Annotated in this window: 28 protein-coding genes; 12 read left to right on the top strand and 16 right to left on the bottom strand. The window is 69.8% G+C overall.

Annotated features, from left to right (window positions below; all coding sequences use genetic code 11):
* Positions 1-85: 85 nt before the first annotated feature.
* Positions 86-589, top strand: a complete 504-nt coding sequence (locus EZ313_RS12815; protein WP_135263690.1) for a hypothetical protein — start codon at positions 86-88, stop codon at positions 587-589.
* Between the two features lie 22 nt (positions 590-611).
* On the opposite strand, the gene trmB is transcribed toward EZ313_RS12815, so the two are convergent.
* From trmB to EZ313_RS12795, 4 genes are read right to left on the bottom strand one after another with little or no spacing between them, the layout of a single operon-like run.
* Complete coding sequence (gene trmB, locus EZ313_RS12810) at positions 612-1,334, bottom strand: tRNA (guanosine(46)-N7)-methyltransferase TrmB (RefSeq protein ID WP_135263689.1); 723 nt, start codon at positions 1,332-1,334, stop codon at positions 612-614.
* Positions 1,327-2,208, bottom strand: coding sequence for a tRNA glutamyl-Q(34) synthetase GluQRS (gene gluQRS / locus EZ313_RS12805; RefSeq protein WP_135263688.1), 882 nt, complete (start codon positions 2,206-2,208; stop codon positions 1,327-1,329). Before gluQRS ends, trmB begins: the two co-directional genes overlap by 8 nt.
* 9 nt (positions 2,209-2,217) lie before the next feature.
* Positions 2,218-3,285 carry an NAD(P)/FAD-dependent oxidoreductase gene (locus EZ313_RS12800; RefSeq protein ID WP_240788641.1) on the bottom strand — a complete coding sequence of 356 codons (1,068 nt, stop codon included), beginning with the start codon at positions 3,283-3,285 and terminating at the stop codon, positions 2,218-2,220.
* 17 nt (positions 3,286-3,302) lie between these two features.
* Positions 3,303-4,259, bottom strand: coding sequence for a LysR family transcriptional regulator (locus tag EZ313_RS12795; RefSeq protein ID WP_135263686.1), 957 nt, complete (start codon positions 4,257-4,259; stop codon positions 3,303-3,305).
* A gap of 111 nt (positions 4,260-4,370) precedes the next feature.
* Here EZ313_RS12795 and EZ313_RS12790 point away from each other — a divergent pair, with 111 nt between their 5' ends.
* From EZ313_RS12790 to EZ313_RS12770, 5 genes are all read left to right on the top strand, one after another.
* Positions 4,371-5,072 (top strand): pirin family protein, encoded by a 702-nt coding sequence (locus tag EZ313_RS12790; RefSeq protein WP_135263685.1) that lies wholly within the window; start codon positions 4,371-4,373, stop codon positions 5,070-5,072.
* A gap of 75 nt (positions 5,073-5,147) precedes the next feature.
* On the top strand, positions 5,148-5,606 hold the full coding sequence (locus EZ313_RS12785) for a DoxX family protein (protein WP_135263684.1): 459 nt from the start codon (positions 5,148-5,150) through the stop codon (positions 5,604-5,606).
* Between the two features lie 79 nt (positions 5,607-5,685).
* Complete coding sequence (locus EZ313_RS12780; protein WP_135263683.1) at positions 5,686-6,243, top strand: flavodoxin family protein; 558 nt, start codon at positions 5,686-5,688, stop codon at positions 6,241-6,243.
* Positions 6,244-6,252: 9 nt separating this feature from the next.
* Complete coding sequence (locus EZ313_RS12775) at positions 6,253-7,143, top strand: pirin family protein (protein WP_135263682.1); 891 nt, start codon at positions 6,253-6,255, stop codon at positions 7,141-7,143.
* Positions 7,144-7,157: 14 nt separating this feature from the next.
* Entirely contained in the window at positions 7,158-7,853 is a 696-nt protein-coding gene (locus EZ313_RS12770) for a DUF599 domain-containing protein (protein WP_135263681.1), read from the top strand.
* Positions 7,854-7,872: 19 nt separating this feature from the next.
* On the opposite strand, the gene EZ313_RS12765 is transcribed toward EZ313_RS12770, so the two are convergent.
* A complete protein-coding gene (locus EZ313_RS12765; RefSeq protein ID WP_135263680.1) occupies positions 7,873-8,919 on the bottom strand; it encodes a hypothetical protein in 1,047 nt (348 codons plus the stop codon).
* Positions 8,920-9,302: 383 nt separating this feature from the next.
* Positions 9,303-10,040 carry a sulfurtransferase gene (locus tag EZ313_RS12760; RefSeq protein WP_135263679.1) on the bottom strand — a complete coding sequence of 246 codons (738 nt, stop codon included), beginning with the start codon at positions 10,038-10,040 and terminating at the stop codon, positions 9,303-9,305.
* 50 nt (positions 10,041-10,090) lie between these two features.
* Here EZ313_RS12760 and dnaE point away from each other — a divergent pair, with 50 nt between their 5' ends.
* Positions 10,091-13,549 carry a DNA polymerase III subunit alpha gene (gene dnaE, locus EZ313_RS12755; RefSeq protein ID WP_135263678.1) on the top strand — a complete coding sequence of 1,153 codons (3,459 nt, stop codon included), beginning with the start codon at positions 10,091-10,093 and terminating at the stop codon, positions 13,547-13,549.
* A 33-nt stretch (positions 13,550-13,582) separates the two neighbouring features.
* On the opposite strand, the gene tolA is transcribed toward dnaE, so the two are convergent.
* From tolA to ribD, 10 genes are read right to left on the bottom strand one after another with little or no spacing between them, the layout of a single operon-like run.
* Positions 13,583-14,434, bottom strand: coding sequence for a cell envelope integrity protein TolA (gene tolA / locus EZ313_RS12750; RefSeq protein WP_135263677.1), 852 nt, complete (start codon positions 14,432-14,434; stop codon positions 13,583-13,585).
* 9 nt (positions 14,435-14,443) lie between these two features.
* The gene (locus tag EZ313_RS12745; RefSeq protein WP_135263676.1) at positions 14,444-14,869 is read right to left on the bottom strand and encodes a biopolymer transporter ExbD; all 426 of its coding nucleotides are present in this window, start codon (positions 14,867-14,869) and stop codon (positions 14,444-14,446) included.
* 1 nt (position 14,870) lies between these two features.
* Positions 14,871-15,581 carry a protein TolQ gene (gene tolQ / locus EZ313_RS12740; RefSeq protein ID WP_135263675.1) on the bottom strand — a complete coding sequence of 237 codons (711 nt, stop codon included), beginning with the start codon at positions 15,579-15,581 and terminating at the stop codon, positions 14,871-14,873.
* Positions 15,578-15,979, bottom strand: a complete 402-nt coding sequence (gene ybgC / locus EZ313_RS12735; protein WP_135263674.1) for a tol-pal system-associated acyl-CoA thioesterase — start codon at positions 15,977-15,979, stop codon at positions 15,578-15,580. Before ybgC ends, tolQ begins: the two co-directional genes overlap by 4 nt.
* Positions 15,979-17,169 (bottom strand): pyridoxal phosphate-dependent aminotransferase, encoded by a 1,191-nt coding sequence (locus tag EZ313_RS12730; protein ID WP_135263673.1) that lies wholly within the window; start codon positions 17,167-17,169, stop codon positions 15,979-15,981. Before EZ313_RS12730 ends, ybgC begins: the two co-directional genes overlap by 1 nt.
* Positions 17,166-17,684 (bottom strand): transcription antitermination factor NusB, encoded by a 519-nt coding sequence (gene nusB / locus EZ313_RS12725; RefSeq protein ID WP_135263672.1) that lies wholly within the window; start codon positions 17,682-17,684, stop codon positions 17,166-17,168. Before nusB ends, EZ313_RS12730 begins: the two co-directional genes overlap by 4 nt.
* A complete protein-coding gene (ribH, locus tag EZ313_RS12720) occupies positions 17,684-18,145 on the bottom strand; it encodes a 6,7-dimethyl-8-ribityllumazine synthase (protein ID WP_135263671.1) in 462 nt (153 codons plus the stop codon). Before ribH ends, nusB begins: the two co-directional genes overlap by 1 nt.
* Positions 18,146-18,152: 7 nt before the next feature.
* Positions 18,153-19,280: a bifunctional 3,4-dihydroxy-2-butanone-4-phosphate synthase/GTP cyclohydrolase II gene (gene ribBA / locus EZ313_RS12715; RefSeq protein ID WP_135263670.1), complete on the bottom strand. Its 1,128-nt coding sequence runs from the start codon at positions 19,278-19,280 to the stop codon at positions 18,153-18,155.
* Positions 19,277-19,912 carry a riboflavin synthase gene (locus EZ313_RS12710; RefSeq protein WP_135263669.1) on the bottom strand — a complete coding sequence of 212 codons (636 nt, stop codon included), beginning with the start codon at positions 19,910-19,912 and terminating at the stop codon, positions 19,277-19,279. The genes ribBA and EZ313_RS12710 overlap by 4 nt, the downstream gene beginning before the upstream one ends.
* Before the next feature lie 44 nt (positions 19,913-19,956).
* A complete protein-coding gene (ribD, locus tag EZ313_RS12705; protein WP_135263668.1) occupies positions 19,957-21,066 on the bottom strand; it encodes a bifunctional diaminohydroxyphosphoribosylaminopyrimidine deaminase/5-amino-6-(5-phosphoribosylamino)uracil reductase RibD in 1,110 nt (369 codons plus the stop codon).
* A 145-nt stretch (positions 21,067-21,211) separates the two neighbouring features.
* Between ribD and EZ313_RS12700 the strand changes: the two genes are divergently transcribed.
* The 5 genes from EZ313_RS12700 to EZ313_RS12680 all read left to right on the top strand — a co-directional run.
* A complete protein-coding gene (locus EZ313_RS12700) occupies positions 21,212-21,604 on the top strand; it encodes a type IV pilin protein (RefSeq protein WP_135263667.1) in 393 nt (130 codons plus the stop codon).
* Positions 21,598-22,200 carry a PilV family protein gene (locus EZ313_RS12695; protein ID WP_135263666.1) on the top strand — a complete coding sequence of 201 codons (603 nt, stop codon included), beginning with the start codon at positions 21,598-21,600 and terminating at the stop codon, positions 22,198-22,200. The genes EZ313_RS12700 and EZ313_RS12695 overlap by 7 nt, the downstream gene beginning before the upstream one ends.
* A gap of 5 nt (positions 22,201-22,205) precedes the next feature.
* Positions 22,206-23,312, top strand: a complete 1,107-nt coding sequence (locus EZ313_RS12690; RefSeq protein ID WP_135263665.1) for a PilW family protein — start codon at positions 22,206-22,208, stop codon at positions 23,310-23,312.
* The gene (locus tag EZ313_RS12685; RefSeq protein WP_135263664.1) at positions 23,309-23,806 is read left to right on the top strand and encodes a hypothetical protein; all 498 of its coding nucleotides are present in this window, start codon (positions 23,309-23,311) and stop codon (positions 23,804-23,806) included. Before EZ313_RS12690 ends, EZ313_RS12685 begins: the two co-directional genes overlap by 4 nt.
* A 22-nt stretch (positions 23,807-23,828) precedes the next feature.
* The coding region (locus EZ313_RS12680) for a pilus assembly protein (protein ID WP_476748474.1) at positions 23,829-25,854 on the top strand (2,026 nt) is incomplete at its 3' end.

Here is a 25,854-nt window from a genome sequence, read left to right as displayed (position 1 = left end):
CGGGCTGGGCGGCACCGAGGCCGCTGCCCGGATGAGTTGTTCCGCCGCCCCACGCGGCCGCGCCGGGCGCTAAGCTCGGCCTTGTATGCACCTCATTGCCCGCTTCTTCTCGGCGATCCATGGCGTGATCGCCGCCCTGTTTGCGGGCGCGGCCATCATCCTCATGCTGACCGCGGTCCGGGTCGCCGCTGTCGCGCTCTCCGAAGACTTCGGGTATGCGTCGGCGCAAATCGTGATCGAGGCGATCGGCCTGCTCGCCGCCGCCGTGGTGGCCCTGCAAATTTCCCAGACGATCGCCGAGGAAGAGATCGTTCGCGCAGTGCACATCAGCGCACCGACGCGCGTGCGGCGCTTCCTGTCCCGCTTCGTGGTCGTCGTCGTGGTGGCGCTGGCCATCGAAGGCCTGGTCGCGACCTTCAAGGCGATTCGAGAGGACCTGGGCCAGCTGGTCTACGCGGCTGCGCTGCTGGCGTCGACCGCACTGCTGCTCGGCGCCTGGGGCGCCTTCATCCACCTGAACCGCTCCGCCGAGGAGCTGGAGCCCGAGGCGATGGAGAAGGCCAAGCGCGAGGACCGCAAGCTCGAATGATCGAGCCCCCGTGCGGCAGGTCTCAGGCGGACCGGCGCACGAACACCACGTCCCACACACCGTGTCCGAGCCGCAGGCCGCGGTTCTCGAACTTGGTCGGCGGGCGGTAGGCGGGTTTCGGCGCAAAGCCTTCGGCCGTGTTGCGCAACAGGGGTTCGGCCGCCAGGACCTCCAGCATCTGCTGCGCATACGGCTCCCAATCGGTTGCGCAGTGCAGGTAGCCGCCAGGCCGCAGCCTGTCCGCAAGCTTTGCCACCAGCGGCGGCTGGATCAGCCGGCGCTTGTGGTGCCGCAGCTTGTGCCAGGGATCGGGAAAGAAGACGTGGACGCCATCCAGCGACTGCGGGCGCAGCATGCGGTCCAGGACCTCGACCGCGTCGTGCTGCACGATGCGGATGTTCGACAGGCCCTGCTCGCCGATGCGCTTGAGCAGCGCGCCGACGCCGGGGTCGTGCACCTCGCAGCACAGGAAGTTCTTTTCCGGCATCAGCCCCGCGATGTGGGCGGTGGCCTCGCCCATGCCGAAGCCGATCTCCAGGATCGTGGGCGCCTCACGGCCGAATGCGGCGGCGAGATCCAGGGGCTCGGGCTGGTAGGGCAGCAGGTACCGGGGCCCGAGCTGCTCGAATGCGCGCGCCTGTCCCGTCGTCGTGCGGCCGGTGCGGCGCACGAAGCTGCGGATGGCTCGGGGATGCGGCACGCCTTCGGGCGCGCCGGAGGCGGGGGGCTTGCCGGGTTCAGTCACCCGCGGATTGTAGGAAGGGCCACTGCCTCACCCACGCCGTCAACGCGTCCGCAACGGTGCCGGCCTGCGGCGGCAAGCCGAGCACGGCAGCCGCTTCATTCAACGTGCGCAGCGCATCCGACAGGTCGAGCGCGTGCGCGCCGTTCTGCTTCGACAACTTCTCGCCGTTGGCCCCCAGCACCAGCGGCGTGTGCAGGTACGACGGCGCCGGCACGCCCAACGCGCGCTGCAGCAGCAACTGCCGCGCGGTGTTGTCCGCCAGGTCCTCGCCGCGCACGACGCTCGTGATGCCTTGCCCGGCATCGTCCACCACCACCGCGATCTGGTACGCCCACAGGCCATCGGCGCGCAGCAGGACGAAGTCGCCCACTTCGCTCGCCACGTCCTGCTGCTGCGGCCCGAGCCGCCGGTCCTGCCAGCGCACGATGCCGTCCGGCACTCGCAAGCGCCATGCGCGCGCCGGCCGGCCGTGCAGCCCGTTGCGGCAGGTGCCGGGGTAGGGCGCTTCGCGGCCGCGAACGCGCGGCCGGCCTTGCAACGCCAGCGCTTCCTCGATGTCCTTGCGCGAGCAGGCGCAGGGATAGGCCTGGCCATCGGCGATCAGCCTGTCGAGCGCCTGGCGGTACATCGTGCTTCGCGCCGACTGCCACAGGGGCGGTTCATCCGCGTGCAAGCCGCAACGTGCGAGCTGGTCGAGGATCAGCCGGTCCGCGCCGGGAACGCAGCGCGGCGTGTCCACGTCCTCGATCCGCACCAGCCACGTGCCGCCGTTGCGCCGCGCATCGAGCCAGCTGGCCAATGCGGCGACGAGAGATCCCGCATGCAGCGGACCTGTCGGAGAAGGGGCGAAGCGCCCGCGGTACGGCGCACCCACGCCGGGCTCTCAGGCGGCGGCGAGCGCCAGCTCCAGCCCGGAGACGAACGCGTGCTCGACGCGGTGGCCCAGGCACCAGTCCCCGCAGGCGCCCAGGCCGATCTGCGGATCCCACAGGTGCGACCGGCCGAGCGGCGCCAGCGTCTTGGCATACCGCCAGCGCCGCACCTCGGTGTGCGACGGCTGCGCGCGGATGCCGGTGACTTCGGCGAAGGCCTTGAGCAGCTTGGCTTCGATGCGCTGTTCGTCGTCGCCCAGGTGTTCGTTGGACCAGGCCGGGCTGGCCTGCACGGTCCAGCGCTCGATCGGGCGGCGGCCCGGCTTGGACGATTCGCGCGCCAGCCAGGCGATGCGGTGGTGCGTGCTCGACGCCGCGTTCCATTGCGGGCCGAGGTGCGTCAGCCCCGGCTGCAGCGCCTGCGGGAAGGCCAGCATCAGCGTCCAGCAGGGCGCGATGTCGACGCCGCGCAGCCGCTGCACGAACGCGGGCGCCAGGCGCGAGCGCTCCAGCAGCGCCGCGGCCTGCGCGGCGGGAATCGCCAGCACCACGGCATCGAAGCCGGGGTGCACGTGCAGCGCATCCTGTGCGCTCGTGGTTCGCAGCTGCCAGCGGCGGGGATCGATGGCGTCGGGCTCGACGCGGTCGACCGCCGTGTCCAGTTCGATGCAGCCTTCGGCGGCCAGGGGCTCGACCCATTGGCGCGGCAATGCGTCCATCGCAGGCACGCCGACCCAGTGCGCTTCGGGCGTGGGCCGCGCGGCTTCGGCCACGCGGCCGAGCGGATCGAGCACCCGCACCGAGTTCGCGACCCAGCGCTCGAACGAGTGCGGCCCCGTGTCCAGCGCGCGGCGGAAGCGTTCGTCGCGCACGGTGAAGTACTGGGCGCCCGCATCGAAAGTGCCGAAGGCGCTCTGCCGGCTGGTCATGCGGCCGCCCACGGTGCCGGCCTGCTCCAGCAGCATCACTTCGTGCCCGGCCTGCCGCAGCGTGCGGGCGCAGGTGATGCCTGCCAGGCCTGCGCCGACGATGGCGTAGCGGCGGGGTCCGGGATTCTTCGTCGTGCGGGTGGTGGGCATCGCGGGCGATTGTGGCATCAGCCCACGAGCGCGCTGGCATGGCGGTCCAGCAGCGCCTTGCGCGTGGCCGGGCTCTCCAGCTGTTTCAGCCACCACTGCAGGCCGCGGCCCGGCCCGAGCGGGCCGGTCTCGCGCCACGCGTAACTCGGTCGCACCACGCGCGGCGCACGCTCCACCCGCTTGGCGACCAGGCGGCCGGTTTCGACGTAGGGGCGCGCCATGGGCTCGGGCAGGAAGCCCACCCCCAGCCCGCGCAGCTGCGCATCGAGCTTGGCCACCATGGTGGGCACGGTGAACACGGCCTGCCCGGCCAGCAATCCGAGCGTGAGACCGGTGCCGTTCTGGACCGAGTCGGCCACCGCCACGGCCCGGTGCTTGTGGATCATCTCGTCGCTGACCGGCTCGGGCATCGCAGCCAGCGGATGGTGGGGCGCCACGGCGAAGACGAAATCGATCTCGCCGAGCGTGCGGGCGTGCAGTCCGGCCGCCGTGCCTTGCTCCAGCAACGCGACGCCGAGCGCCAGGTCGGCGCCGCCGGACGTGAGCGCCGCCAGCGTGCCGGACAGGGCCTCGTCGCGCAGCCGCAGCCGCGTGTGCGGCGCCACCTCGAAGAAGGCATCGGCGAGTTCCATCACCGTCCCGCAGGAAATGATGGCGTCGACCGCGATCGTGAGCTGCGATTCCCAGCCGGTGGCGACGCGCCGCACGCGGCTGGCGACCGCATCGACTTCGCCGAGCAGGCGCTCGCCTTCGCGCAGCAGTTCGGCGCCGGCGTCGGTGAGCCGGGCTTGGCGCGAAGCGCGGTCGAACAGCAGCGCGTCGAGCGCGTCCTCGATCTGGCGCACGCGATAGGTGACGGCGCTGGGCACCAGGCCGAGTTCGCGCGCGGCCCCGGCGAAGCTGCCGGCGCGGGCCACCGTCTGCAGCAGCGACAGCGCGTCGGGCGTGAGGACATCGCGGGCGGTGGCGGGCATCGGCGTCGTTCAATTTTTTTGAATGATGCCATCAAAGCGCGGCACGGCCCGGCGGCTGTGCGCCACCTACAGTGACTCCATCGCGAACGAAACACGCAAAGGAGCGAAACGATGCTGACCCTTCGCAAGTCCCAGGAACGCGGCCATGCCGACCACGGCTGGCTCAACTCGTACCACAGCTTTTCATTCGCCAACTACTACGACGCGCAGCACATGGGCTGGGGCAACCTGCGCGTGATCAACGAGGACCGCATCGCCCCGGGCACCGGCTTCGGCACGCACGGCCACCGCGACATGGAGATCATCAGCTACGTGCTGGAGGGCAACCTCGCGCACAAGGACAGCATGGGCAACGTCAAGGGCATCCCGCCTGGCGACGTGCAGCGGATGAGCGCCGGCACCGGCGTGCAGCACAGCGAGTTCAACCACGCGGACGGGCAGACCACGCACTTCCTGCAGATCTGGATCGAGCCCAGCGTGCGCGGCATCCCGCCGGGCTACGAGCAGAAGACGTTTGCCGACACCGAGAAGCGCGGCCGCCTGCGCCTGGTCGCTTCGCCCGACGCGGCGGAAGGCTCGGTCAAGATCCACGCCAACGCGCGGCTGTACGCCGGGCTGTTCGACGGCGATGAATCCGCCGAGCTGCAGTTGGCCAGCGGCCGCAAGGGCTATGTCCACCTGGTGCGCGGCGAACTTGAAGTGAACGGCAAGACCCTGCGCACGGGAGACGCCGCCCTGCTCGACAATGAGACCCGGGTGCAGGTGCGCCAGGGCCGCGACGCCGAAGTGCTGGTGTTCGACCTGGAGCCCTGAACCCATCCGGCGGAACCCGCTCGCGCGGGCCGTCTTCCAACCTTTCCCATCATTCGCAAACAGGAGAAGCAACACATGAGCACCACCAGTCCCAACACTTACGGCAGCCCTGCCGCGGTCGGCACCACGTCCGGAACGCAGGACGCCGCCAGCCTGGTGGGCCGCATCCTGCTGGCCTGGCTTTTCGTTCCCGCGGGCTACGCCAAGATCGCCGGCTTCGCCGGCACGGCCGGCTACATCGCGTCCAAGGGCTTGCCGATGCCCGAGCTGGCGGCCGCGCTGGCCATCCTCGTCGAGCTCGGCCTGGGCCTGCTGCTGCTGGTCGGCTGGCAGGCTCGCTGGGCCGCGCTGGGCCTGGCCATCTTCGTCGCCGTGATCACGCCCCTCTTCCACAACTTCTGGGCCATGCCCGAAGCGCAGCAGATGATGCAGAAGCAGGCCTTCTGGAAGAACCTCGCCGTCGTCGGCGGCCTGCTCTACGTCTATGCCTTCGGCCCCGGTGGCTGGAGCCTGGACGGCCGCAAGCGCCGCTGATCCCGCGCGGGCGTCGGCTCCAGCGCCGGCGCCCGGCCTGACCGTTCACCTTACTGCCCGTCACGAGAACCGAGCCGCCATGGCCAACATCGCAGTCGTCTACCACTCCGGCTACGGCCACACGCAGCGCCAGGCGCAAGCCGTGGCCGAGGGCGCGGGCGCCCAGCTGATCGCCATCGACGCCGAAGGCAACCTGCCCGAAGGCGCGTGGGAGCAACTGGCCGCGGCGGACGCGATCGTCTTCGGATCGCCCACCTACATGGGCGGCCCGAGCTGGCAGTTCAAGAAGTTCGCGGACGCCTCGTCCAGGCCCTGGTACGCCTCGGCCTGGAAGGACAAGCTGTTCGCCGGCTTCACCAACAGCGCCAGCACGGTGGGCGACAAGCTGAGCACGCTCAACTACTTCATCACCCTGGCCATGCAGCACGGCGGCGTGTGGGTGGGCACGGGCATGATGCCCGCCAACACCAAGGCCGCCACGCGGGACGACCTCAACTGGCTGGGCGTGTGGAGCGGCGCCGCTTCGGTGTCGCCCTCGGACGCGTCGCCGCGGGAAATGTTCGAAGGCGACCTCCGGTTCGCCCTCGAGTTCGGCAAGCGCGTCGCGCAGGCTGCGGCGCGCTGGGCGAAGAACTAGGAGAAAAAGATGGCCGCCGCACAGCAGCTCTCCGGACACGAGAAGGACTTGGGTGGCGGCTTCAAGGTGCGCCGCCTGTTGCCGGCCGCGCGCCGGCGCAGCGTCGGGCCCTTCGTCTTCTTCGACCATTTCGGCCCGGTGACCGAGCACCCGGGCGAGCAGCACGACGTCCGCCCGCATCCGCACATCGGCCTGGCGACAGTGACCTACCTGTTCGAGGGCGCGATGATGCACCGCGACAGCCTGGGCACCGAGCAGCTGATCGAGCCCGGCGCCATCAACTGGATGACGGCGGGCCGCGGCATCGTGCATTCCGAGCGCAAGCCGGAGCACCTGCGCGAGCGCAGCTTCGTCAACCACGGCCTGCAGCTGTGGGTGGCGCTGCCGGAGGGCAAGGAGGAGATCGATCCCTCCTTCCAGCACACGCCCGCGGGCGACATCCCCGAGGTGGCGTTCGGCCCCGCGCAGGTGAGGGTGCTGGTCGGCGAAGCGCTCGGCGTGCGCTCGCCGGTGCAGCCGGCGTCACCGACCTTGTATCTCGATCTCGCGCTCTCCGGCGGCGTGGTGGACCTGCCGCCGCTCGCGCCCGAGCTGGCGGTCTATCCGATCTCGGGCGAGCTGCGGCTCGATGGCGAGCCGATGGCGCCGCACCACATGCTGGTGCTCGAGCCGGGGCGCAATGCGCGCATCGAGGCTGCGGGCCCGGCACGGCTGGCGGTGGTGGGCGGCGAGGGCGTTGGCCCGCGCTACATGTACTGGAACTTCGTGTCCAGCCGCAAGGAGCGCATCCTGCAGGCCAGCGACGACTGGGCCGCGCAACGCTTTGACGCGGTGCCGGGCGAGACCGAGTTCATCCCGCTGCCGCCCACGCGGTTCACGCCGCCGGAGCCGATGTCCTGATGCATCATGCGGGCATGCAGATGCTCGCCATCGTCCCGGCCGCCGACTGGCTGGCGGCCCTCTGGTTCTTCGCCGTGTGGGTGGCCTATGCCTGGTACTCGCGCCGCGCGAGCGAGAGCGGCGTGACCCTGCTGGCCAGCACCAACCGCTGGCGCAGGCGCTGGATGCTGCAGGCCACCTCGCGCGACCCGCGCGTGCTGGACGGCATCATCATCCAGAGCCTCTCGTCCAGCCCTTCGTTCTTCGCCTCCGCCACGCTGATCATCATCGGCGGCCTGCTGGCCTTGTTAGGCACCACCGACAAGGCCGCCGAGTTCGTGCGGGAGATCCCGTTCGCCGCGCGCACCTCGATGCTGGTGTTCGAGCTCAAGGTGCTCGCTCTGATGGCGATCTTCGTGTTCGCCTTCTTCCGCTTCACCTGGTCGATGCGGCAGTACACCTTCGCCGCCCTCGTGCTGGGGTCCATGCCCGCGCCCGAGGCTTTCACCGCGGGGCACGCCGACCGTGAACATGTCGCGGCCCGCGCGGGCAAGCTGGTGGGCATGGCGGCCGAGACCTTCAACGACGGCATCCGCGCCTACTACTTCTCCTTCGCGGCGCTGGCCTGGTTCTTCTCGCCGCTGGTCTTCGCGGTGGCGGCGGCCGTGGTAGCGGGCGTGCTGTACTCGCGCGAGTTCAACTCGCAAGTGCTGCACGTGCTGCGCGACTGACCCGCAGGCTGCCGGCCCGTCAGGGGCCGCTCGAAGGCCGCAGCAGGACCAGCAAGCCGCCTTCCGCCGTCGCCAGCACCGTGCCGTCGTCCGCGACGGCCATGACGGTCTGCAGCACGCCGGGCAGCGGCTCGCCGCCGGACACGACGTTGTTCAGGTCGACCATGCCCGTCGCCTGCGTCCAGACGAACGCGTGCTGCACGCCGGTGGCCGTCTCCGAGTTGCCGCCGACCAGCCCGGAGGCGTTGATCGCCGAGGCGGCGGATGAGCCGCCACCCAGCGTGCCGAGCGGCTGCATGGCGTTGTCGCGCCAGAGGAAGGCCACGGTGGTGTCGGCCGGCGTATCCGCCGTCCCCACCACCCAGCCCGATGCATTCAGGCCCGTCGCCGTCGAGGTGGGCCCGCCCAGCGTGCCGAGGTCCCGCAAGCCGGCCGCCTCGCTCCACAGGAAGGCGTGCTGCCTGCCTTCGGCGGTGAGCGACTCGCCCGCCACCTGGCCGGCGTCGTTGAGGGCGGTGGGCGCCGATTCGCCGTCGCCGAGCGTGCCGAGGTCCACCACGCTGTTGTCGGGCCGCCAGAGCGTCGCGTGTGCCGACGAGCCCTGCGCGGTCGAGATGCCGGCGATGTCGCCGCGCGTGTTGATGAACAGGGCCGAGCTGGTCGCCTGTCCCACTGCAGCCAGCCCCTGCACTGCCGTGCCCGGGACCCAGCGGGCCGCAGTGGCGACCCCTTGGCGGGTGATCGTGGCGGCAATGACGCCGGCGGCATTGATCGCGGTCGCCACCGAGCTGGAGCCCGGGGCGAGGTCGATCGGCGTCGGTGGGTCGTTCGTCAGCGCCCTCCAACGCATCGCGATGGTGGTGCCGTCCGGCTGGGCCAGCTGGCCCGCGACTTCCCCGGCGCCGTTCACCGCGGACGCGAACGCGGGAATGCCTGGCAGCTCGTGCAGGCTGGTGTCGAAGATGCGCGCCCGCGGGCCCAGCAGGCGGTCGATCCTCGTCATGGCCAGCACGCCGGAGCGGTTGAGTGCATTGGGTCCCGCTTCACCCTCGTCGACGAGAGCCACGCTCCAGGTCCCGATCGAGGCCGTGGGCGTGCCGCTGCCCGGCGGTGTGCCCGTTGAAGGAGTGCCCGCTGACGGAGCACCCGCCGACGGAGTGCCGGCCGACGGAGTTCCCGGACCGGAAGCGGTGGGTGCCGGTGCGCTGCCCGGATCGGGGCTGCCGGACCCGCCTCCGCAGGCCACCAGCACCATCATCAGCAGCAACGAAGCGACGCGCCAATGGCGGAGGGCTGGGGGCGCGGGACGTGAAAGGACGGAGCGTCGCATGGCCCCTCCTGATCGCCTGAACGGCAGTGTCTCCATTCTGGTGCGGCGTTCCGCCGATGCGCGGCGGGATTGGTAACCAGCCGGCGGAAGCTGTGACGTCGCGGCGCTGTGCAGCGGGCTCAGCCGCGGGCCGGCTGCAAGGAAGCGTCGAGCGCCTCGCGCCCGTCGAACACGAAGCACTCGCCGCGGAAGTGGGCGCCGCCCGTTTCCTCGAAGTACTTCAGGATCCCGCCTTCGAGTTGCCACACCTGCTCGACCCCGGCCTCGCGCATGTAGAGCGCCGCCTTCTCGCAGCGGATGCCGCCGGTGCAAAAGCTCACCACGGTCTTGCCTTCGAGCGCCTGCTTGCGCGCCTGCAGCGCCGCCGCGAAATCGCTGAACTTCGAGAGCCGCCAGTCGATCGCGCCTTCGAAGCTGCCGCAGTCGACCTCGAACGCGTTGCGCGTGTCGAGCGTCACGACCGGGCGGCCGGCGTCGTCGTGGCCCTGGTCCAGCCAGCGGCGCAGGGTGCGCGCATCGACCGACGGCGCGCGGCCTTGCTGCGGCCGGATGGCCGGCTGGTCCATGCGGATGATCTCGCGCTTGACCTTGACCAGCAGTTTTCGGGACGGCACTTCGGCCGACCAGCTGCGCTTGGCCTCGAACGACTCGAAGCCCGGCTGGGCGCGCAGCACCGCCAGGAATCCGCCGATCGCGCTCCCGCGGCCGGCCAGGAACAGGTTGGCGCCTTCGTGCGCCAGCAGCACCGTCCCCTTGAGCCCACCCGCGCCTGCGGCCTCGTGAAGCACTTCACGCAGCGCGTGCGGATCGGACACGGGCGTGAAGAGGTAGCCGGAGATGTTCAGGATGTCTTGCACGGCCCGGATTCTAGGAAGCGGGGCCACCCGCGTTTCCTACAATCGAATCCATGTTCGTCCACCTGCGCCTGCACACCGAGTTTTCCGTCGTCGACGGCACCAACCGCATCGACGATGTCGTGAAGGCGGCGGCGGCCGACGGCCAGCCGGCGCTGGGCATCACCGACCTGAACAACCTGTTCGGTGCGATCAAGTTCTACAAGGCGGCGCGGGGCGCCGGCGTCAAGCCGCTGATCGGGTCCGAGCTGTTCGTGCAGGGCCTGGGCGCGGATGCCAACGCGCTGTCGCGCCTCCTGGTGCTGGTGCAGAACAAGGCCGGCTACCTGAACCTGTGCGAACTGCTGGCCCGCGCGTGGACCGGCAACGTGGTGCGCGCGCAGGGCGTGTGCAAGCTGGAGTGGCTGCGCGAGCTGGGCGAAGGGCTGATCGTCCTCTCGGGCGCACAGGCCGGGCCCGTGGGGCAGGCGCTGGTGCAGGGCGACGCGTCGCGCGCGAGCCAGGTGGCGCTGGAACTGGCGTCGATCTTCCCGCACCGCTTCTACCTGGAGGTGCAGCGCGCGGGCCGGGCGGATGACGAGACGCACGTCGCGGCCGCGGTGCAGCTGGCGGCCAACCTCAAGCTGCCGGTGGTCGCTTCGCATCCGGTGCAGTTCACCACGCCCGAGGACTACGAGGCGCACGAGGCGCGCGTGTGCATCTCGGAGGGCGAGATCCTGGGCAACCAGCGGCGCGTGCGCAGGTTCACGCAGGAGCAGTACTTCAAGAGCTCGGCGCAGATGGAGCAGCTGTTCGCCGACATCCCCTCGGCCGTGGCCAACACGCTGGAGATCGCGCGCCGCTGCAACCTGGTGCTGGAGCTGGGCAAGCCGCGCCTGCCCAACTTCCCCACGCCCAACGGCATGCCGATCGAGGACTACTTCCGGCTGGCCTCGCACGAGGGCTTGAAGGAGCGCATGGCGCATCTGTACCCGAACGCGGCCAGGCGCGAGAAGGAGATGCCGCGCTACGTGCAGCGGCTGGAGTTCGAGATCAACACCATCCTGAAGATGGGGTTCCCGGGCTACTTCCTGATCGTGGGCGACTTCATCAACTGGGCCAAGAACAACGGCTGCCCGGTGGGCCCGGGCCGCGGTTCGGGCGCCGGCTCGCTGGTGGCCTACGCGCTGAAGATCACCGACCTGGACCCGCTGCAATACAACCTGCTGTTCGAGCGCTTCCTCAACCCCGAGCGCGTGTCGATGCCCGACTTCGACATCGACTTCTGCCAGAGCAACCGCGACCGGGTCATCGAGTACGTCAAGCAGAAGTACGGCCGCGAGGCGGTGAGCCAGATCGCCACCTTCGGCACCATGGCCGCGCGCGCGGCCATCCGTGACGTCGGCCGCGTGCTGGACATGAGCTACACCTTCTGCGACGGCATCAGCAAGCTCATCCCCAACAAGCCGGGCCAGCACATCACCATCGACGGCGCGCTCAAGGTGGAGCCGATCCTGGCCGAGCGGCTGGAGAAGGAAGACGAGGTCAAGACGCTGCTGGGCCTGGCCCAGAAGCTCGAAGGCCTGACGCGCAACGTCGGCATGCACGCGGGCGGCGTGCTCATCGCGCCGGGCAAGCTCACCGACTTCACGCCGCTGTACCAGCAGCCGGGCAGCGAATCGGCCGTCAGCCAGTACGACAAGGACGACGTGGAAGCGGCCGGCCTGGTGAAGTTCGACTTCCTGGGGCTGGCCACCCTCACCATCCTGGAGATCGCCAAGGACTTCATCCGCGCGCGCCACAAGGGGCAGGAGGATTTCGCTTTCGAGAACGTGCCGCTCGATGACGCGGCCACCTACAAGCTGTTCGCCGACGGCAAGACCGAGGCGGTGTTCCAGTTCGAATCGCGCGGCATGCAGGGCATGTTGCGCGACGCGCGGCCCACGCGGCTGGAGGACCTGATCGCGCTGAACGCGCTGTACCGTCCGGGCCCGATGGACCTGATCCCCAGCTTCGTGGCGCGCAAGCACGGCCGCGAGGAGGTGGAGTACCCGCACCCCCTGGTGGCCGAGATGCTCTCGGAGACCTACGGGATCATGGTCTACCAGGAGCAGGTGATGCAGACGGCGCAGATCCTGGGCGGCTACACGCTCGGTGGCGCCGACCTGCTGCGCCGCGCGATGGGCAAGAAGAAGGCCGAGGAGATGGCCCAGCACCGGGAGATCTTCCGGGCCGGCGCCGCGAAGAACGGCATCCCCCAGGAGAAGGCCGACGAGATCTTCGACCTGATGGAGAAGTTCGCGGGCTACGGCTTCAACAAGTCGCACGCCGCCGCGTACTCGCTGCTGGCCTATCACACGGGCTGGCTGAAGGTGCACTACACGGCCGAGTTCTTCTGCGCGAACATGACCGTGGAAATGGACGACACCGACAAGCTGAAGGTGCTGTTCGAGGACGCGATCAAGAACTTCGGCCTGTCGTTCGAGCCGCCGGACGTCAATCGCGGCGTCTACCGCTTCGAGCCGATCTCGGACAAGGTGATCCGCTACGGCCTCGGTGCCGTCAAGGGAACGGGGCAGCAGGCGATCGAGGCCATCGTGCGCGCCCGGGAGGAGGGCGGGCCATTCAAGAGCCTGTACGACTTCAGCGTCCGCGTCGATCGCACGCGCATCAACAAGCGCACGGTGGAGGCGCTGATCAAGGCCGGCGCCTTCGATGCGCTGCACCGCAATCGCGCGGAGCTGGTGGCGTCGATCGACCGGGCCTTCGACTTCGCCGGCGCCTGCGAGGCCAACGCCAACCAGGGCGGCCTGTTCGACATGGGCGACTCGCACGCGGCCAGCACGCAGGAGCCGCCGCTGGTCGAGGCGATGCCGTGGCGCGTCAAGGAGCAGCTCACGCACGAGAAGACGGCCGTCGGCTTCTACCTCTCGGGGCATCTGTTCGACGAGGTCGCGGCCGAAGTGCGGCGCTTCGCCCGCACGCCGATCGGCGACCTGATCGACAGCCGCGAACCGCAGCTGCTGGCCGGCATCGTGAGCGACTTCCGCGTCATCAACGGTCAGCGTGGCAAGCTGGCGCTGTTCAAGCTGGACGACAAGAGCGCCACGATCGAGGCGACCGCGGACGAGAACGTGATCAACGCGCACCGCAACCTGCTCAAGGACGACGAGCTGGTGATCGTCCAGGCGCGGTTGCAGCCCGATCGTTTCTCAGGAGGCTTCCGTCTTTCGATCCAGCAGGCCTGGGACCTGGCCACGGCACGCTGCCGGTTCGGCAAGTTCCTGCGCGTCGCGGTCAACGGCAAGGCGCCGGACGTGCAGCGGCTGGTGCGCGAGTTCCCTGCGCGGCGCGAGCAGACGGAGCAGGGCGAACTGGTGCGCGGGCTGCCCGTGCGTCTGGCGGTGAAGCGCGATCAGGCGGTGGCGGAATTGCAACTCGGTGAAGCGGCGCGGTTTTTCCCGAGCGATGCGGCGCTGGCCAGCTGGATGGCGCAGGCGGACCAGGGGATCGCGCAGGTCGTGTACGACTGACCTCCTGCCGCGACACCGCGCGGCCGAAGAACACTACCGCTTCGGCCGCATCTCCACCGGAAACTCCGACACATACCGCCCATCCACATCCGGCGGAATGCGCTCGCTGCGCTCGATCGCCCGCACCGCGGCCTCATCCCAGGCGGCGTTGCCGCTCGAGCGGCTCAGGCGGGCGCTGACGATCTCGCCGGTGGGCGACACCCGCACCTGCACCACGGCCTGCGGGTTGCCGACGATCGTGTCCACGCCGCCGGGAAAGACCACGTGGCGCTGGAAGTGCGCCGAGAGGCGGCCCGCGTAGCTGGCGCTCGGACCGGCTGACCGCAGTGCCGTCCCGGTGGACTCGCGCGCACCCGTGGCGCCGGCCATGCCCTGCATGCGCTTCATGTTCTCCGTGCGCAGCTCGGCCAGGCGCTTTTCCTCTTCCTGCTCGCGGCGGGCGCGGGCCTGTTCTTCCTTGCGCTTTTCCTCGGCGCGGCGGGCCTGCTCCTGCTTGCGCGCTTCTTCCTGCTGCTGGCGCTTGCGCTCGGCCAGCTGCTTCTGGCGCTCGGCCTCTTCGCGGCGGGCCTTTTCTTCCGCTTCCTTCCGCTCGCGCTCGCGTTCCAGGGCGATCTCCGCATCGCGCTGCGCCTGCGTGGGCTGCGGCGGGGCCGGCGGCGGCGGCGGTGGAGCGGGCGGCGCCTCGACCGGCTTCGGCGCGGCCTGCACCGGCGCGTTGGCCCAGAGTTCGGCCTCCGCCATGACCGCGCTGTCGTCCCGCTTCCACTTGACGCCCCAGCTGAGCCCTAGCACGAGCACCGCGTGGGCCAGCAGCGCCATCCCGATGGATCGCGTCAGCCCGCCTTCGGGCGGCGGCGTGAATTCAGGGCGTTCGGTGGCCTGCATCTGTCCTTGTCAACGGGCGAGTTGCACGGAGAGGCCGACGCGCTGCACGCCCGCGCGCTGCAGCGTGTCCATCACCATCACCACCGACTCGTACTTGACGCTGCGGTCGGCGCTGATGACCACGGCAACCGAGTCGGCCGGCTGGCCGGCCTGGACCGCCACGACGGAGGCAGCCAGTTCCGCGATCGAGAGCGGACGGGACTGGTCGCCCGACTTGAGCACCAGCTTCTCGTCCTTGCCGATCACCACTTCGAGCTTGCGGTCCGGCGAGCGGCGGGCCTTGCCGACGGTGGGCAGGTCGATGAGGCTGGGCGTGATCAGCGGCGCGGTGACCATGAAGATGATCAGCAGCACCAGCATGACGTCGATGAACGGGACCATGTTGATCTCGTTGATCGTGCGGCGCCCGCGTCCGCGGGAGGCGACGGCCGGCATGTCAGAACCTCGAGTGCCCGGCGGCCGGGGCCGCGGCCACCGCGCCCAGGTTGCGCTGCAGGATGTTGGAGAACTCCTCGATGAAGGTCTCCAGCCGGATCGCCACGCGGTCGATGTCGCGCGCGAAGCGGTTGTAGGCCACGACCGCGGGGATGGCGGCGAACAGGCCGATGGCGGTGGCCACCAGCGCCTCGGCGATGCCGGGGGCCACGGTCGCCAGCGTCACCTGCTGCAGGCTGGCCAGACCGGTGAAGGCGTGCATGATGCCCCACACGGTGCCGAACAGGCCCACGTAAGGCGACACCGAACCGACCGACGCGAGGAAGGACAGGTGGGATTCCACGGCGTCCACCTCGCGCTGGTAGCTGGCCCGCATGGCGCGCCGCGCGCCGTCCAGCACGGTGCCCGGGTCCTGGATGCGGCGCTCGCGCAGCTTCTGGTATTCGCGCATGCCGCTGGCGAAGATGCGCTCCATGGGGCCGGCGCTCCTGGCGTTCTGCGCCGCGTTGGCGAACAGCTCGTTCAGGCTGGTGCCGGACCAGAATTCGCGCTCGAAGTCCTCGTTGAGCGACTTCACGCGCTTGAGCGAGAACAGCTTGCCGAAGATGGCGGCCCAGCTGGCGACCGACACCGCCACGAGCAGCGCCATCACTAGTTGCACCACCCAGCTGGCGCCCAGCACCAGCTGGAGGATGGAAAGGTCCTGGTTCATCTGTTCAATGCCTCGAGAATGACGGCCGGGATTCTGGCAGGCCGCAGGGTGGCCGCATCGACCCAGCCGATGCGGATGATGCCCTCGGCCAGAACGCGGCCGGTGGGCTGTTGCAGAGCTTGTTGCGAGATCGTCATGGAGGCGCGGCCCGATACTTGGAGCTGGGCCGTGGCGATAAGTTCGTCGTCCAGGCGCGCCGGGGAGAGATAGCGCACCGTCGTTTCCGACACGATGAAGATGCCGCCGGCCTGCTCGCGCAGGCGCGACTGCTCGATGCCCAGCGAACGCAGCCACTCGGTGCGGGCGCGTTCGAAGAACTTCAGGTAGTTGGCGTAGAAGACGATGCCGCCGGCATCGGTGTCTTCCCAGTAGACGCGGATCGGGAGCCGGAACGCCATCAGGGCGCCATCTCCTTGAGCCGGTGCACGGCTTCCTGCAGATGCTCCATGCTGCTCGCGGTCGAAAAGCGCACGAAGCGTCCGGTCTCGGCGCTGCCGAAGTCGCGGCCGGGGGTGACGGCGACGTGGGCGCGCTTCATCGCGTCGAAGGCGAATTCCCAGCTGCCCGGAAGGCCCAGCGCGGAGCACCAGGCGGAGCAGTCCGCCCAGGCGTAGAACGCGCCGTCCGGCACCACCGGGACCGTGAGGCCCAGATCGTTCAGGGCCGGGATGAACCAGTCGCGCCGCGCCTTGAACTGCGCGCGGCGCCGCTCGTATTCGGCGATGCTTTCCGGCTCGAAGCACGCGACGGCGGCGTGCTGCGCCACCGTGCTCGGGCAGATGAACAGGTTCTGCGCCAGCCGTTCGAGCACGGGCACGAGCTCCAGCGGCGCCACGACCCAGCCCAGTCGCCAGCCCGTCATGCTGAAGTACTTGGAGAAGCTGTTGATGCTGACGACCTGGTCGTCCAGCGCGAGCGCCGAGCGGCCGAAGCGCTCGTCGTAGCTCAGCCCCAGGTAGATCTCGTCCACGATCGTCACGCCGCCCCGCGCGCGCACCACGTCGTGGATGCGGCGCAGCTCCTGCGGGTCGATCGACGTGCCGGTGGGGTTGGAGGGCGAGGCCAGCAGCACGCCGCGCGTGCGCTCCTTCCAGTTCGCCTGCACCGCAGCGGCGGAGAGCTGGAAGCGGTCCTGCGCGCCGGCCGGCACCAGCACCGCCGTGCCGTCGGCGGCGCTGACGAAATGGCGGTTGCACGGGTAGCTCGGGTCCGGCATCAGGATCTCGTCGCCGGCGTCGATCAACGCCAGGCAGGCGAGCTGCAGGGCCGCCGAGGCGCCGGCGGTGACCACGATGCGCGATGCGGGGACTTCCAGCCCGAAGCGCTGACGGTACCAGCCGCTGATCTTCTCGCGCAGGGCCTCCAGGCCGGTGGCCTGCGTGTACTGCGTGTGGCCGCCGCGCATGGCGCGTTCGGCGGCCTCTTGCACCAGCGGCGGCGCGGTGAAGTCCGGCTCGCCGATGTTGAGGAACACCATCGGGCGGTCGCTGTGCGCCACTTCGCGCGCCAGCTGCTGGGCGGCCTTGGCGACCTCCATCACATAGAACGGCTCGATGCGATGCGCGCGCTGCGCGATCCGAAGCGTCATGGCCGGGCCTTGCCGGAGGCCTTGTCCGCCTCGACCTCGGCCGCGCGCAGCTTGGGCGCCAGGCCGTTGAGCACGGCGTTCACGTACTTGTGGCCGTCGGTGCCGCCGAATTCCTTGGCGAGTTCCACGCACTCGTTGATCACCACGCGCCAGGGCACGTCGGCGGCGTTCTGGAACTCGTACACGCCGATCCACATCACGGCATGCTCGATCGGGGAGATCTCCTGCAGCTTGCGGTCGAGCAGCGGGGTGATCAGCGCATCGAGCTCCTGCCCCCGCTCGATGCAGCCGTGCAGCAGCGCGTCGTAGTGCACCGAGTCGGCCTTGTGGAAGCCGGACAGGTCGCGGGTGAAATGGTCGATGGACTGGGCATCGTTGCGGCCGACCAGGTGCTGGTAGAGGGCCTGCAGCGCGAACTCGCGCGCCCGCGTGCGGGCCGACTTGGCCGATGCCTTGCGGGCGCCTGTCGCGGTGCGGCCGGGCGCCTTGGGCAGGGGCTTGCGTTCTTCGTCCATCACATCCGGGCCAGCAGGTTGGCCATCTCCACGACCACGCGGGCGGCGTCCACGCCCTTTTCGGTCTGGCGGGCGATGGCCTGGGCCAGGTTCTCGGTGGTGAGGATCACGTTGGCGACCGGCAGCTTGTGGTCCAGCGACACGCGGGTCACGCCGGCGGCGGATTCGTTGGCCACCAGCTCGAAGTGGTAGGTCTCGCCGCGGATGACGCAGCCCAGCGCCACGAGGGCGTGGTAGCGGCGCTTGCCGGCCAGCGCCTGCAGGGCCAGCGGGATCTCCAGCGCGCCGGGCACGAAGACCTGGTCGATGTCCTCGGCTTCCACGCCCAGCCGGGCCAGCTCGCCCCGGCAGGCCTGCGACAAGGCGTCGGTGATGCTCTCGTTGAAGCGGGCCTGCACGATGCCGATGCGCAGGCCCTTGCCCTGCAGACCCTCGGCCTTGCCCTTTTCTGCGCCAAACATGGTGTTCCTATCGTTGCAGCGGGGCCAGGTGCCCCGTGATCTCGAGGCCGTAGCCGGCCATGCTGGGCAGGCGGCGGGGCGTTCCCATCAGCGTCATGCGGTGCACGCCGCAATCGCGAAGGATCTGCGCGCCGATGCCGTAGGTGCGCAGGTCCATGCGTCCGCGCTCGGGCGCCTGCGACGCGCGCGCCGTGCCCTCGAACTGCGCCAGCAGCTGCTGCGCCGATTCGCCGCAATTGAGCAGCACGGCCACGCCCTTGCCGGCGCGCGCGATGTGCTGCAGGCTGGCATCCAGGCTCCAGGAGTGCATCGGCCGGCCGGTCTCCAGCGCGTCCAGCACCGAGAGCGGTTCGTGCACCCGCACGCAGACCGATTCCTCGGGGCTCCATTCCCCCAGCACCAGAGCCAGGTGCAGGCCCTGGCTGGGCTTGTCCTGCCAGGCGTGCGCGGTGAAGCGGCCCCAGCTTGTCTGCAGCGGGCGCGAGCCCACCTTCTCGACCAGCGATTCGTTGCGGCTGCGGTATTCGATCAGGTCGGCGATGGTGCCGATCTTCAGCCCGTGCTCGGCCGCGAAGACCTGCAGGTCCGGCAGGCGGGCCATGGTGCCGTCGTCCTTCATGATCTCGCAGATCACGGCGGCGGGCGTGAGGCCCGCCATGGCGGCGAGATCGCAACCGGCCTCGGTATGGCCGGCGCGCATCAGCACGCCACCGTCCACCGCCTGCAGCGGGAAGATGTGGCCGGGCTGCACCAGGTCCTCGGGCCGTGCGTTGCGGGCGACGGCGGCCTGCACCGTGCGAGCGCGGTCGGCAGCGGAGATCCCGGTGGTCACGCCCTCGGCCGCCTCGATCGAGACGGTGAACGCGGTGCCCATCTTGGTGCCGTTGCGCGCCACCATCGGCGGCAGGCGCAGGCGTTCGCAGCGCTCGCGGGTGAGCGTCAGGCAGATCAGGCCGCGGCCGAAGCGGGCCATGAAGTTGATCGCTTCCGGCGTGACGTGTTCGGCGGCCAGCACCAGGTCACCTTCGTTCTCGCGGTCTTCCTCGTCGACCAGGATCACCATGCGGCCGGCCTGGAGCTCGGCCACGATCTCCTGGACCGGCGCGATGGCCGCGATGCCGCCCGTGTGCTTCATGCCGCCACCTTCGAGGCGCCGGCGCCCAGCATGCGCTCGACGTAGCGCGCGATCAGGTCGATTTCCAGGTTGACGCGGCTGCCGGGCTTGAGGGCGTGGAGGGCGGTGTTGTGCACGGTGTGCGGGATCAGGTTGATGCTCAGTTCGCAGCCTTGGGCCGAATCGCGCACCGCGTTGACGGTCAGGCTCACGCCGTTGACGGTGATGGAGCCCTTGTAGGCGAGGTACCTGGCGAGGGAGGAGGGCGCGAGGATGCGCATCTCGTGGCTTTCGCCCACCGGCGCGAAGTGGCTGACCGTGCCGATGCCGTCCACGTGGCCGGCGACGATGTGCCCGCCCAGGCGGTCGTGCGCGCGCAGCGCCTTTTCGAGGTTGACGGGGCCGGGCTCGGCGAGGCCGCTGGTCTTGTCCAGCGATTCGGCGGAGACGTCGAAGGTGAAGCGGCGCTGCGCCGCGTCGAGGCTGGTGACCGTCATGCAGGCGCCGTTGAGCGCGATGCTGTCGCCCAGGCCCACGTCCTCCAGGTAGCCGGCGGGCGCCTCGACGGTGATGCGCTTGCCGTGCTGACGCGTGGCGCCGAGGTCGTGGACGGCGGCGATGCGCCCCACGCCGGTGATGATTCCGGTGAACATCCCGGCATTTTCGCAGAGGCCGAGATGCCCCTTCGGGCAAACACCTAGAAAGCGCCTCGCCCCGGGATGCGCGCCAGCACCCGCAGGTCGGGGCCGACCGGTTCGGCCGACTGGAATTGCAGCTGGACGGCCTGCGAGAGCTCGCCGAGCGGCGCGAGCGAGGCCATTCCCCGGCCCGGCCCGAGCAGCCTGGGCGCCAGGTAGACCAGGAATTCGTCGACGAGGCCTTCGCGCACGAGCGAGCCGTTCAGCTTGTGGCCGGCTTCCACGTGCAGTTCGTTGACCTCCCGCTGCGCCAGGTCTCGCAGCATGGCGGCCAGGTCGACCTTGCCGCCAGGGCCCGGCAGCAGGATCACCGTGGCTCCCCGGGCCTCCAGCGCGGCCTGCTTCTGGGCGTCGGCGATCGCGGCGTAGACCAGGAGCTTGCGGTCAGGCCGCAGGATGCGCGCCGCCAAGGGCAGCTCCAACCGGCTGTCCACGAGCACCGCATGGGGCTGGCGGGGCGCATCGGGCAGGCGGACATCCAGCTGCGGGTCGTCCTCCAGCACGGTGCCGATGCCGGTGAGCACGGCGCAGGCGCGGGCGCGCCAGGCGTGCCCGTCGGCCCGGGCCGCTTCCGAGGTGATCCACTGGCTGGTCCCGTCCTCCAGCGCCGTCGTGCCGTCCAGCGACGCGGCGACCTTGAGGCGCACCCACGGCGTCTTGCGGACCATGCGGCTGAAGAAGCCCAGATTGAGCTCGCGCGATTCGGCCCCGCCCGGGCCGACCTCCACCTCGATCCCGGCGGCCAGCAGGCGCTCGAACCCCTGGCCGGAGACGAGCGGATTGGGATCGGCGATCGAGGCGACCACCCGGCCGATGCCCGCCTCGACCAGGGCGTCGCAGCAGGGGCCGGTGCGGCCGTGATGCGAGCAGGGCTCCAGCGTGACGTAGGCGGTGGCACCGCGCACGTCGTGGCCCTTCGCCGCCGCATCCCGCAACGCCATGATCTCCGCGTGCGGGCCGCCGACCCGTTGCGTGTGGCCCTGGCCCAGGACGTTGCCGGCCGGATCGCACACGACGCAACCGACCCGCGGGTTGGGGCTGGACAGCCACAGCGCCTGCCTGGCCTGCGCGAGGGCGAGGGCGGTGAGGTCCGGGCGGGCTGCGCTCATGGGGCCATTGTCGACGATCGATCCCAGGGGGCTGCGTGACGGGACCGCTCATCCATTTGAACCAGCCGCCCGTCCCGACCCGGTTCGCCGCTGCGGCTGAGCTTCCTACACTGCGCCCCAAAGACAACGCCCCGAGGGGATCCAATTGGTCGAACGCCGTTCTCGTGGTTTCACCCTGATCGAACTGATGATCACGGTCGCCATCATCGCCATCCTGTCGGCGATCGCGTATCCGTCGTACACGGAACACGTGCGCAAAGGGGCGCGCCGCGCGGCGCAGGCCCAGATGCTGGACATCGCCAACCGCGAGCAGCAGTTCCTGATCTCGACCCGGGCCTACGTCCCGTACGCCACGTTGACGGCCAGCGGCTACGCGCTGCCGGCGGACCTGGTCGGCCGGTACACGCCGTCGGTGACGGTGGGCGCCGGAACCGTGCCCTCGTACACGATCACCTTCACGGCGATCGGCGCGCAGGCCGTGGACGGCGACCTGGGCTACACCAGCGACGGCGTGAAGACGCCGGCCGGCAAATGGTGAGCTCGCGCAAGCCCCGGCCGCGCGTGCGCTCCGGGCGCGGCGCCTCGATGATCGAGGTCCTCGTCACGCTTGTGATCATCGCCCTCGGCCTCCTGGGGATGGTCGGATTGCAGGCCAAGCTGCAGTCCACCGAGATGGAGTCGTACCAGCGCACGCAGGCGCTGCTGCTGTTGGACGACCTGCGCGGCCGCATCGAGGCCAACCGGCTCGAAGTCGCCAACTACGCGGATTACGCGCCGGTGGGGACGCCCCTGGGCGCCGGCATGGTGTGCCCGGATGCGACGCCGGCGTCCACCCGCGTGCTGCGGGACGTGCGCCAGTGGTGCCTGGCCCTGCAGGGCGCGTCCGAGACGGTGGGCGGCGCCAGCGTGGGCGCCATGGTCGGCGGCCGCGGCTGCGTGGAATCCTTGGGCGTCGGTCCGACGGGCGACCAGACCGTCCGCGTCTCGGTCGCCTGGCAGGGGCTGACGCCGATCGCCGCTCCCGCCGAAACCTGCGCCGCCGGCCTCTACAACGGCGCCGCCGGCACGCCTTGCCAGGGCGACCTGTGCCGCCGGGTGGTCTCCACCGTGATCCGGATCGCCAACCTGAAGTGAGCTCCATGCACACCGCCACCCCTTCCCACCGCGCCGGCCGGCCGCGGCCCGCCCGGGCGGCGTCTGCCGCACGGCGCGCGCGCGGCCTTTCGCTGGTCGAGCTGCTGGTCTCGATCTCCCTGGGGCTGGTGGTCCTGACGGCGCTGGTGGCGCTGTACGGGAACGTCACCCGCACGAACAACGAGATGACGAAGACCAACCAGCTGATCGAGAACGGCCGCTTCGCCATGCAGCTGCTGCAGGAAGACGTCGCGCAGGCCGGTTTCTGGGGGCCGCTGGACGTGATCGAGCCCACGGCGGTGCCCGATCCCTGCGTGGCCTATGCCGACTGGCCGGCGGACGCGGCCGCGCGCGCCGCCTACCGGGACAACCTGCTCTCCATTCCGGTCCACGCCTACAGCGACGGCACCGCCCTGGCAGGCTGTGGCGCGTCGCTCGCCAACGTGATCGCGCAGAGCGACGTGCTGATCGTCCGCCGGGCCAGCAGCTGCATCTCCGGCGTGGGCTGCGACGGCGGGACCGACACGGGCCCGCACCTCCAGATCTCGAGCTGCCGCACGGCGGCGCCGCCGGAGCCCGCCTATGTCGTGGAATCCAAGGCCGAACTGGACGCCCGGCTCGGCGCCGGCACGCATATCCGCACGAAGAACTGCGCGACCGAAACGGGGCGCCGCAAGATGCTGGTCAACGTCTACTACGTCGCCAACAGCGCGGCCGGCGTCCCGACGCTCTATCGCGTGAGGCTGGTGAACGGCAGTTTCCAGCAGCCCGAACCGATGGTGGACGGCATCCAGGCCTTCAAGGTGGAGCTGGGCGTGGACGACCTGGGCTCCAACGGCCTGCCGATCGGCGCCACCAACCCCGGCGACGGCAACGCCGACCGGTACGTCGCCTGTGCGCCGGCCTGCGACCTCGCGGTGCTGGGCAACGTGGTCTCGATGAAGCTGCACCTGCTCGCCCGCAACATCGAGCCGACCGCGGGGCACACGGACGACAAGGCCTACACGGTGGGGCCGCTGGCCATCGCCGCCGCCAACGACAACTACAAGCGCCACGTGTTCACCACCACCGTGCGGGTGGTCAATCCGTCGTCGCGCCGGGAAACGCCATGAGGACCTTGCCTTGCTCGTCCCGGCGCCGCCAGCGCGGCGCCACCCTGGTCATGGGCATCGTCTTCCTGACCCTGTTGATGTTCTCGGTGGCGGTGGCCTTCCGCATGAGCAACAACAACCTCAAGGCGGTGGGCAACATGCAGTCCGAGGCCGAGGCGGAAGCGTCGGCCGAGCGCGCGATCGAGCGCCTGATCAGCAGCGACACCATCTTCCTCGCTCCCGCGGCCACCAACGTGGCGCAGGACGAATACGGCGTAACGGTGGCGCTGGGCGCGCCCGAATGCATCCGCAGCGTGGCGATCGAGGCCAATACCAGCCCGGACTCGAACCCCAACATCTACATCCAGAACCTGCCGCCCGGGAACAACTCGGGCTACGTGGACACGCACTGGGACATCGCCGCGACCGCTTCGGGCGCCGGCACGGGCGCCCGCGTCGTCGTGCACCAGGGCGTTCGCCTGGTCATGCAGTCGGATCCCAATCCCTGCCCCTAGACCTCGACGGAAGAGGACTCCCATGAAGACTGACGCTCGCCGCAAAACCGTGCCGAGGCTCGCCCTCGCAGGCCTGTCCATGCTGCTGGCCACGTCGGCGGTGCAGGCCGAGGACGTGGACCTGTTCCTGAGGAACCCGCTGGGTGATGCCACCCGGCCGAACCTGCTGCTGGTCGTCGACAACGCGGCGTCCAACAACAGCAGCATCACGCCGTTGCCCAACGGCTCCGGCAACAAGAAGCTGGACCTGATCAAGGACGTGCTGCACATCCTGACCAATCCGTTGACGTCGCCGTATTTCCCGACCTGCACGGTCCCCTCCGATCCCGAGCTGCCGCGCGTGCCCGACGGCTGCTACACGCGCGCGGAGGTCGACGACATGGTGAAGAACATCAACATGGGCCTGATGTTGATGAACCCGTCGAGCGGCACGAAGGGCGGCTACGTCCGCTCCCACATCCGGCCCATGAACGTCACCGACAACCGGACCAAGCTCTGGAACACGGTCAAGGACGGCATCCCCAACGCCAACAACGCCCCGTATGCCAAGACCATGCACGAGGCCTACCTGTATTTCGGCGGCAAGCCGGCTTACGCCGGTTTCAGCACCAGCGTCTATGACCCGGACGCGAAGAACGGCTCGAACTACCGCAGCCCGATCGGGGACGTCTGCCAGCCCAACTACATCATCTACGTCGGCAACGGCGGGCCGGACTCCAGCGAAGACGGCGACTCCCGCACGCTGCTCAGCGGACTGGGCGGCGTGCTCAGCAGCGACCCGATCAAGTTCACGCCCAGCAACTACCAGTCGAACTGGCTGGACGAGTACGCCCGCACGCTGAACCGGATCGACCTCGTGTCGACCCTCACGGGCGACCAGAAGGCGACCACCTACACCGTCGCCATCCAGAACCCACAGGACAACAACTTCAACACGAACGGCCAGAAAAGCGCGCGTGCCCTGCTGCAAAGCGCCGCGCTGGCGGGCGGCGGCGAGTACGCGCTGGGCGAGGACGGGCAGTCCGTGCTGAAGGCGATCCTCAGCGCGCTGCGCAAGATGCAGCCGGTGAACTCCGTGTTCGCCGCAGTGACGCTGCCGGTGAGCGTGAACGTGCGGGGCACGTTCCTGAACCAGGTGTACATGGGCCAGTTCCGTCCGGATCCGAATGCGCGTCCGCGCTGGCCGGGCAACCTGAAGCAGTACCAGATCGGCCTGGACGCCAAGCTCGACCCCGTGCTGGTCGATCGCAACAAGAAGCCGGTCGAGGACACGGCCAAGGGCTTCCTGCTGCCGGACATCACCAGCTTCTGGACCAAGAACTCCAACTACTGGGGGTTCGCTTCGGGCTCCAGCAACGATGCGCCCGACGGCGCGGTCGTGGAGAAGGGCGGGGCGGCGCAGCGCATGCGCACCGACCTGGCGACTTCGGCCCTGCGCTCCAGCCGCAAGCTGTACACCTGCAACGGCGCCTGCGTGGCGGGCGCCGCGCTCTCGACGGTCAGCTTTTCGCAGACGAACCTCAACATAAATGGCCCCACTGCCAGCAATTTGGGAGCTGCGCTGCTCGAACGCGACGCGCTGATCGAATGGATCCGCGGGGCGGACAACCTGGAAGACGAGAACACGAACGAGTCCAACGAGGACGCCCGTGCCTACATCCACGGCGACCTGCTGCATTCGCGGCCGGCGGTGGTGAACTACAACCGCACCGCGGGTGACCGTGACGTGGTCGTGTACTACGGCTCCAACGACGGCATCTTCCGGGCGGTGAAGGGCGGCCAGGACGACACCGACGGCTACGAGAAGTGGGGCATGGTCTTCCCGGAGTTCTTCAAGAAGCTCAAGCGACTGCGGGACAACGACGAACTGATCGATGCTGCGAAGCCCAAGCCCTACTTCGCCGACGGCGCCGTGTCGGTGTACCAGAACGACGTCAACGGCGACGGCAAGCTGGTCGCCGCGGACGGCGACAAGGTGTACCTGTACGTCGGCATGCGCCGGGGCGGGCAGTTGATCTATGCGCTCGACGTGAGCGACCCCGACACTC

The organism is Ramlibacter henchirensis (assembly GCF_004682015.1).
GTDB lineage: Bacteria > Pseudomonadota > Gammaproteobacteria > Burkholderiales > Burkholderiaceae_C > Ramlibacter > Ramlibacter henchirensis.
This window is presented reverse-complemented; position numbering and strand designations above follow the sequence as displayed.

Excerpts from the sequence above, each read along its gene's own strand:
- EZ313_RS12815 (WP_135263690.1), top strand. The coding sequence starts at position 86 with ATGCACCTCATTGCCCGCTTCTTCTCGGCGATCCATGGCGTGATCGCC.
- EZ313_RS12800 (WP_240788641.1), bottom strand. The coding sequence starts at position 3,285 with ATGCCCACCACCCGCACGACGAAGAATCCCGGACCCCGCCGCTACGCC.
- EZ313_RS12795 (WP_135263686.1), bottom strand. The coding sequence starts at position 4,259 with ATGCCCGCCACCGCCCGCGATGTCCTCACGCCCGACGCGCTGTCGCTG.
- EZ313_RS12790 (WP_135263685.1), top strand. The coding sequence starts at position 4,371 with ATGCTGACCCTTCGCAAGTCCCAGGAACGCGGCCATGCCGACCACGGC.
- EZ313_RS12785 (WP_135263684.1), top strand. The coding sequence starts at position 5,148 with ATGAGCACCACCAGTCCCAACACTTACGGCAGCCCTGCCGCGGTCGGC.
- EZ313_RS12780 (WP_135263683.1), top strand. The coding sequence starts at position 5,686 with ATGGCCAACATCGCAGTCGTCTACCACTCCGGCTACGGCCACACGCAG.
- EZ313_RS12775 (WP_135263682.1), top strand. The coding sequence starts at position 6,253 with ATGGCCGCCGCACAGCAGCTCTCCGGACACGAGAAGGACTTGGGTGGC.
- EZ313_RS12770 (WP_135263681.1), top strand. The coding sequence starts at position 7,158 with ATGCAGATGCTCGCCATCGTCCCGGCCGCCGACTGGCTGGCGGCCCTC.
- dnaE (WP_135263678.1), top strand. The coding sequence starts at position 10,091 with ATGTTCGTCCACCTGCGCCTGCACACCGAGTTTTCCGTCGTCGACGGC.
- tolA (WP_135263677.1), bottom strand. The coding sequence starts at position 14,434 with ATGCAGGCCACCGAACGCCCTGAATTCACGCCGCCGCCCGAAGGCGGG.
- EZ313_RS12745 (WP_135263676.1), bottom strand. The coding sequence starts at position 14,869 with ATGCCGGCCGTCGCCTCCCGCGGACGCGGGCGCCGCACGATCAACGAG.
- tolQ (WP_135263675.1), bottom strand. The coding sequence starts at position 15,581 with ATGAACCAGGACCTTTCCATCCTCCAGCTGGTGCTGGGCGCCAGCTGG.
- ybgC (WP_135263674.1), bottom strand. The coding sequence starts at position 15,979 with ATGGCGTTCCGGCTCCCGATCCGCGTCTACTGGGAAGACACCGATGCC.
- EZ313_RS12730 (WP_135263673.1), bottom strand. The coding sequence starts at position 17,169 with ATGACGCTTCGGATCGCGCAGCGCGCGCATCGCATCGAGCCGTTCTAT.
- nusB (WP_135263672.1), bottom strand. The coding sequence starts at position 17,684 with ATGGACGAAGAACGCAAGCCCCTGCCCAAGGCGCCCGGCCGCACCGCG.
- ribH (WP_135263671.1), bottom strand. The coding sequence starts at position 18,145 with ATGTTTGGCGCAGAAAAGGGCAAGGCCGAGGGTCTGCAGGGCAAGGGC.
- ribBA (WP_135263670.1), bottom strand. The coding sequence starts at position 19,280 with ATGAAGCACACGGGCGGCATCGCGGCCATCGCGCCGGTCCAGGAGATC.
- EZ313_RS12710 (WP_135263669.1), bottom strand. The coding sequence starts at position 19,912 with ATGTTCACCGGAATCATCACCGGCGTGGGGCGCATCGCCGCCGTCCAC.
- ribD (WP_135263668.1), bottom strand. The coding sequence starts at position 21,066 with ATGAGCGCAGCCCGCCCGGACCTCACCGCCCTCGCCCTCGCGCAGGCC.
- EZ313_RS12695 (WP_135263666.1), top strand. The coding sequence starts at position 21,598 with ATGGTGAGCTCGCGCAAGCCCCGGCCGCGCGTGCGCTCCGGGCGCGGC.
- EZ313_RS12690 (WP_135263665.1), top strand. The coding sequence starts at position 22,206 with ATGCACACCGCCACCCCTTCCCACCGCGCCGGCCGGCCGCGGCCCGCC.
- EZ313_RS12685 (WP_135263664.1), top strand. The coding sequence starts at position 23,309 with ATGAGGACCTTGCCTTGCTCGTCCCGGCGCCGCCAGCGCGGCGCCACC.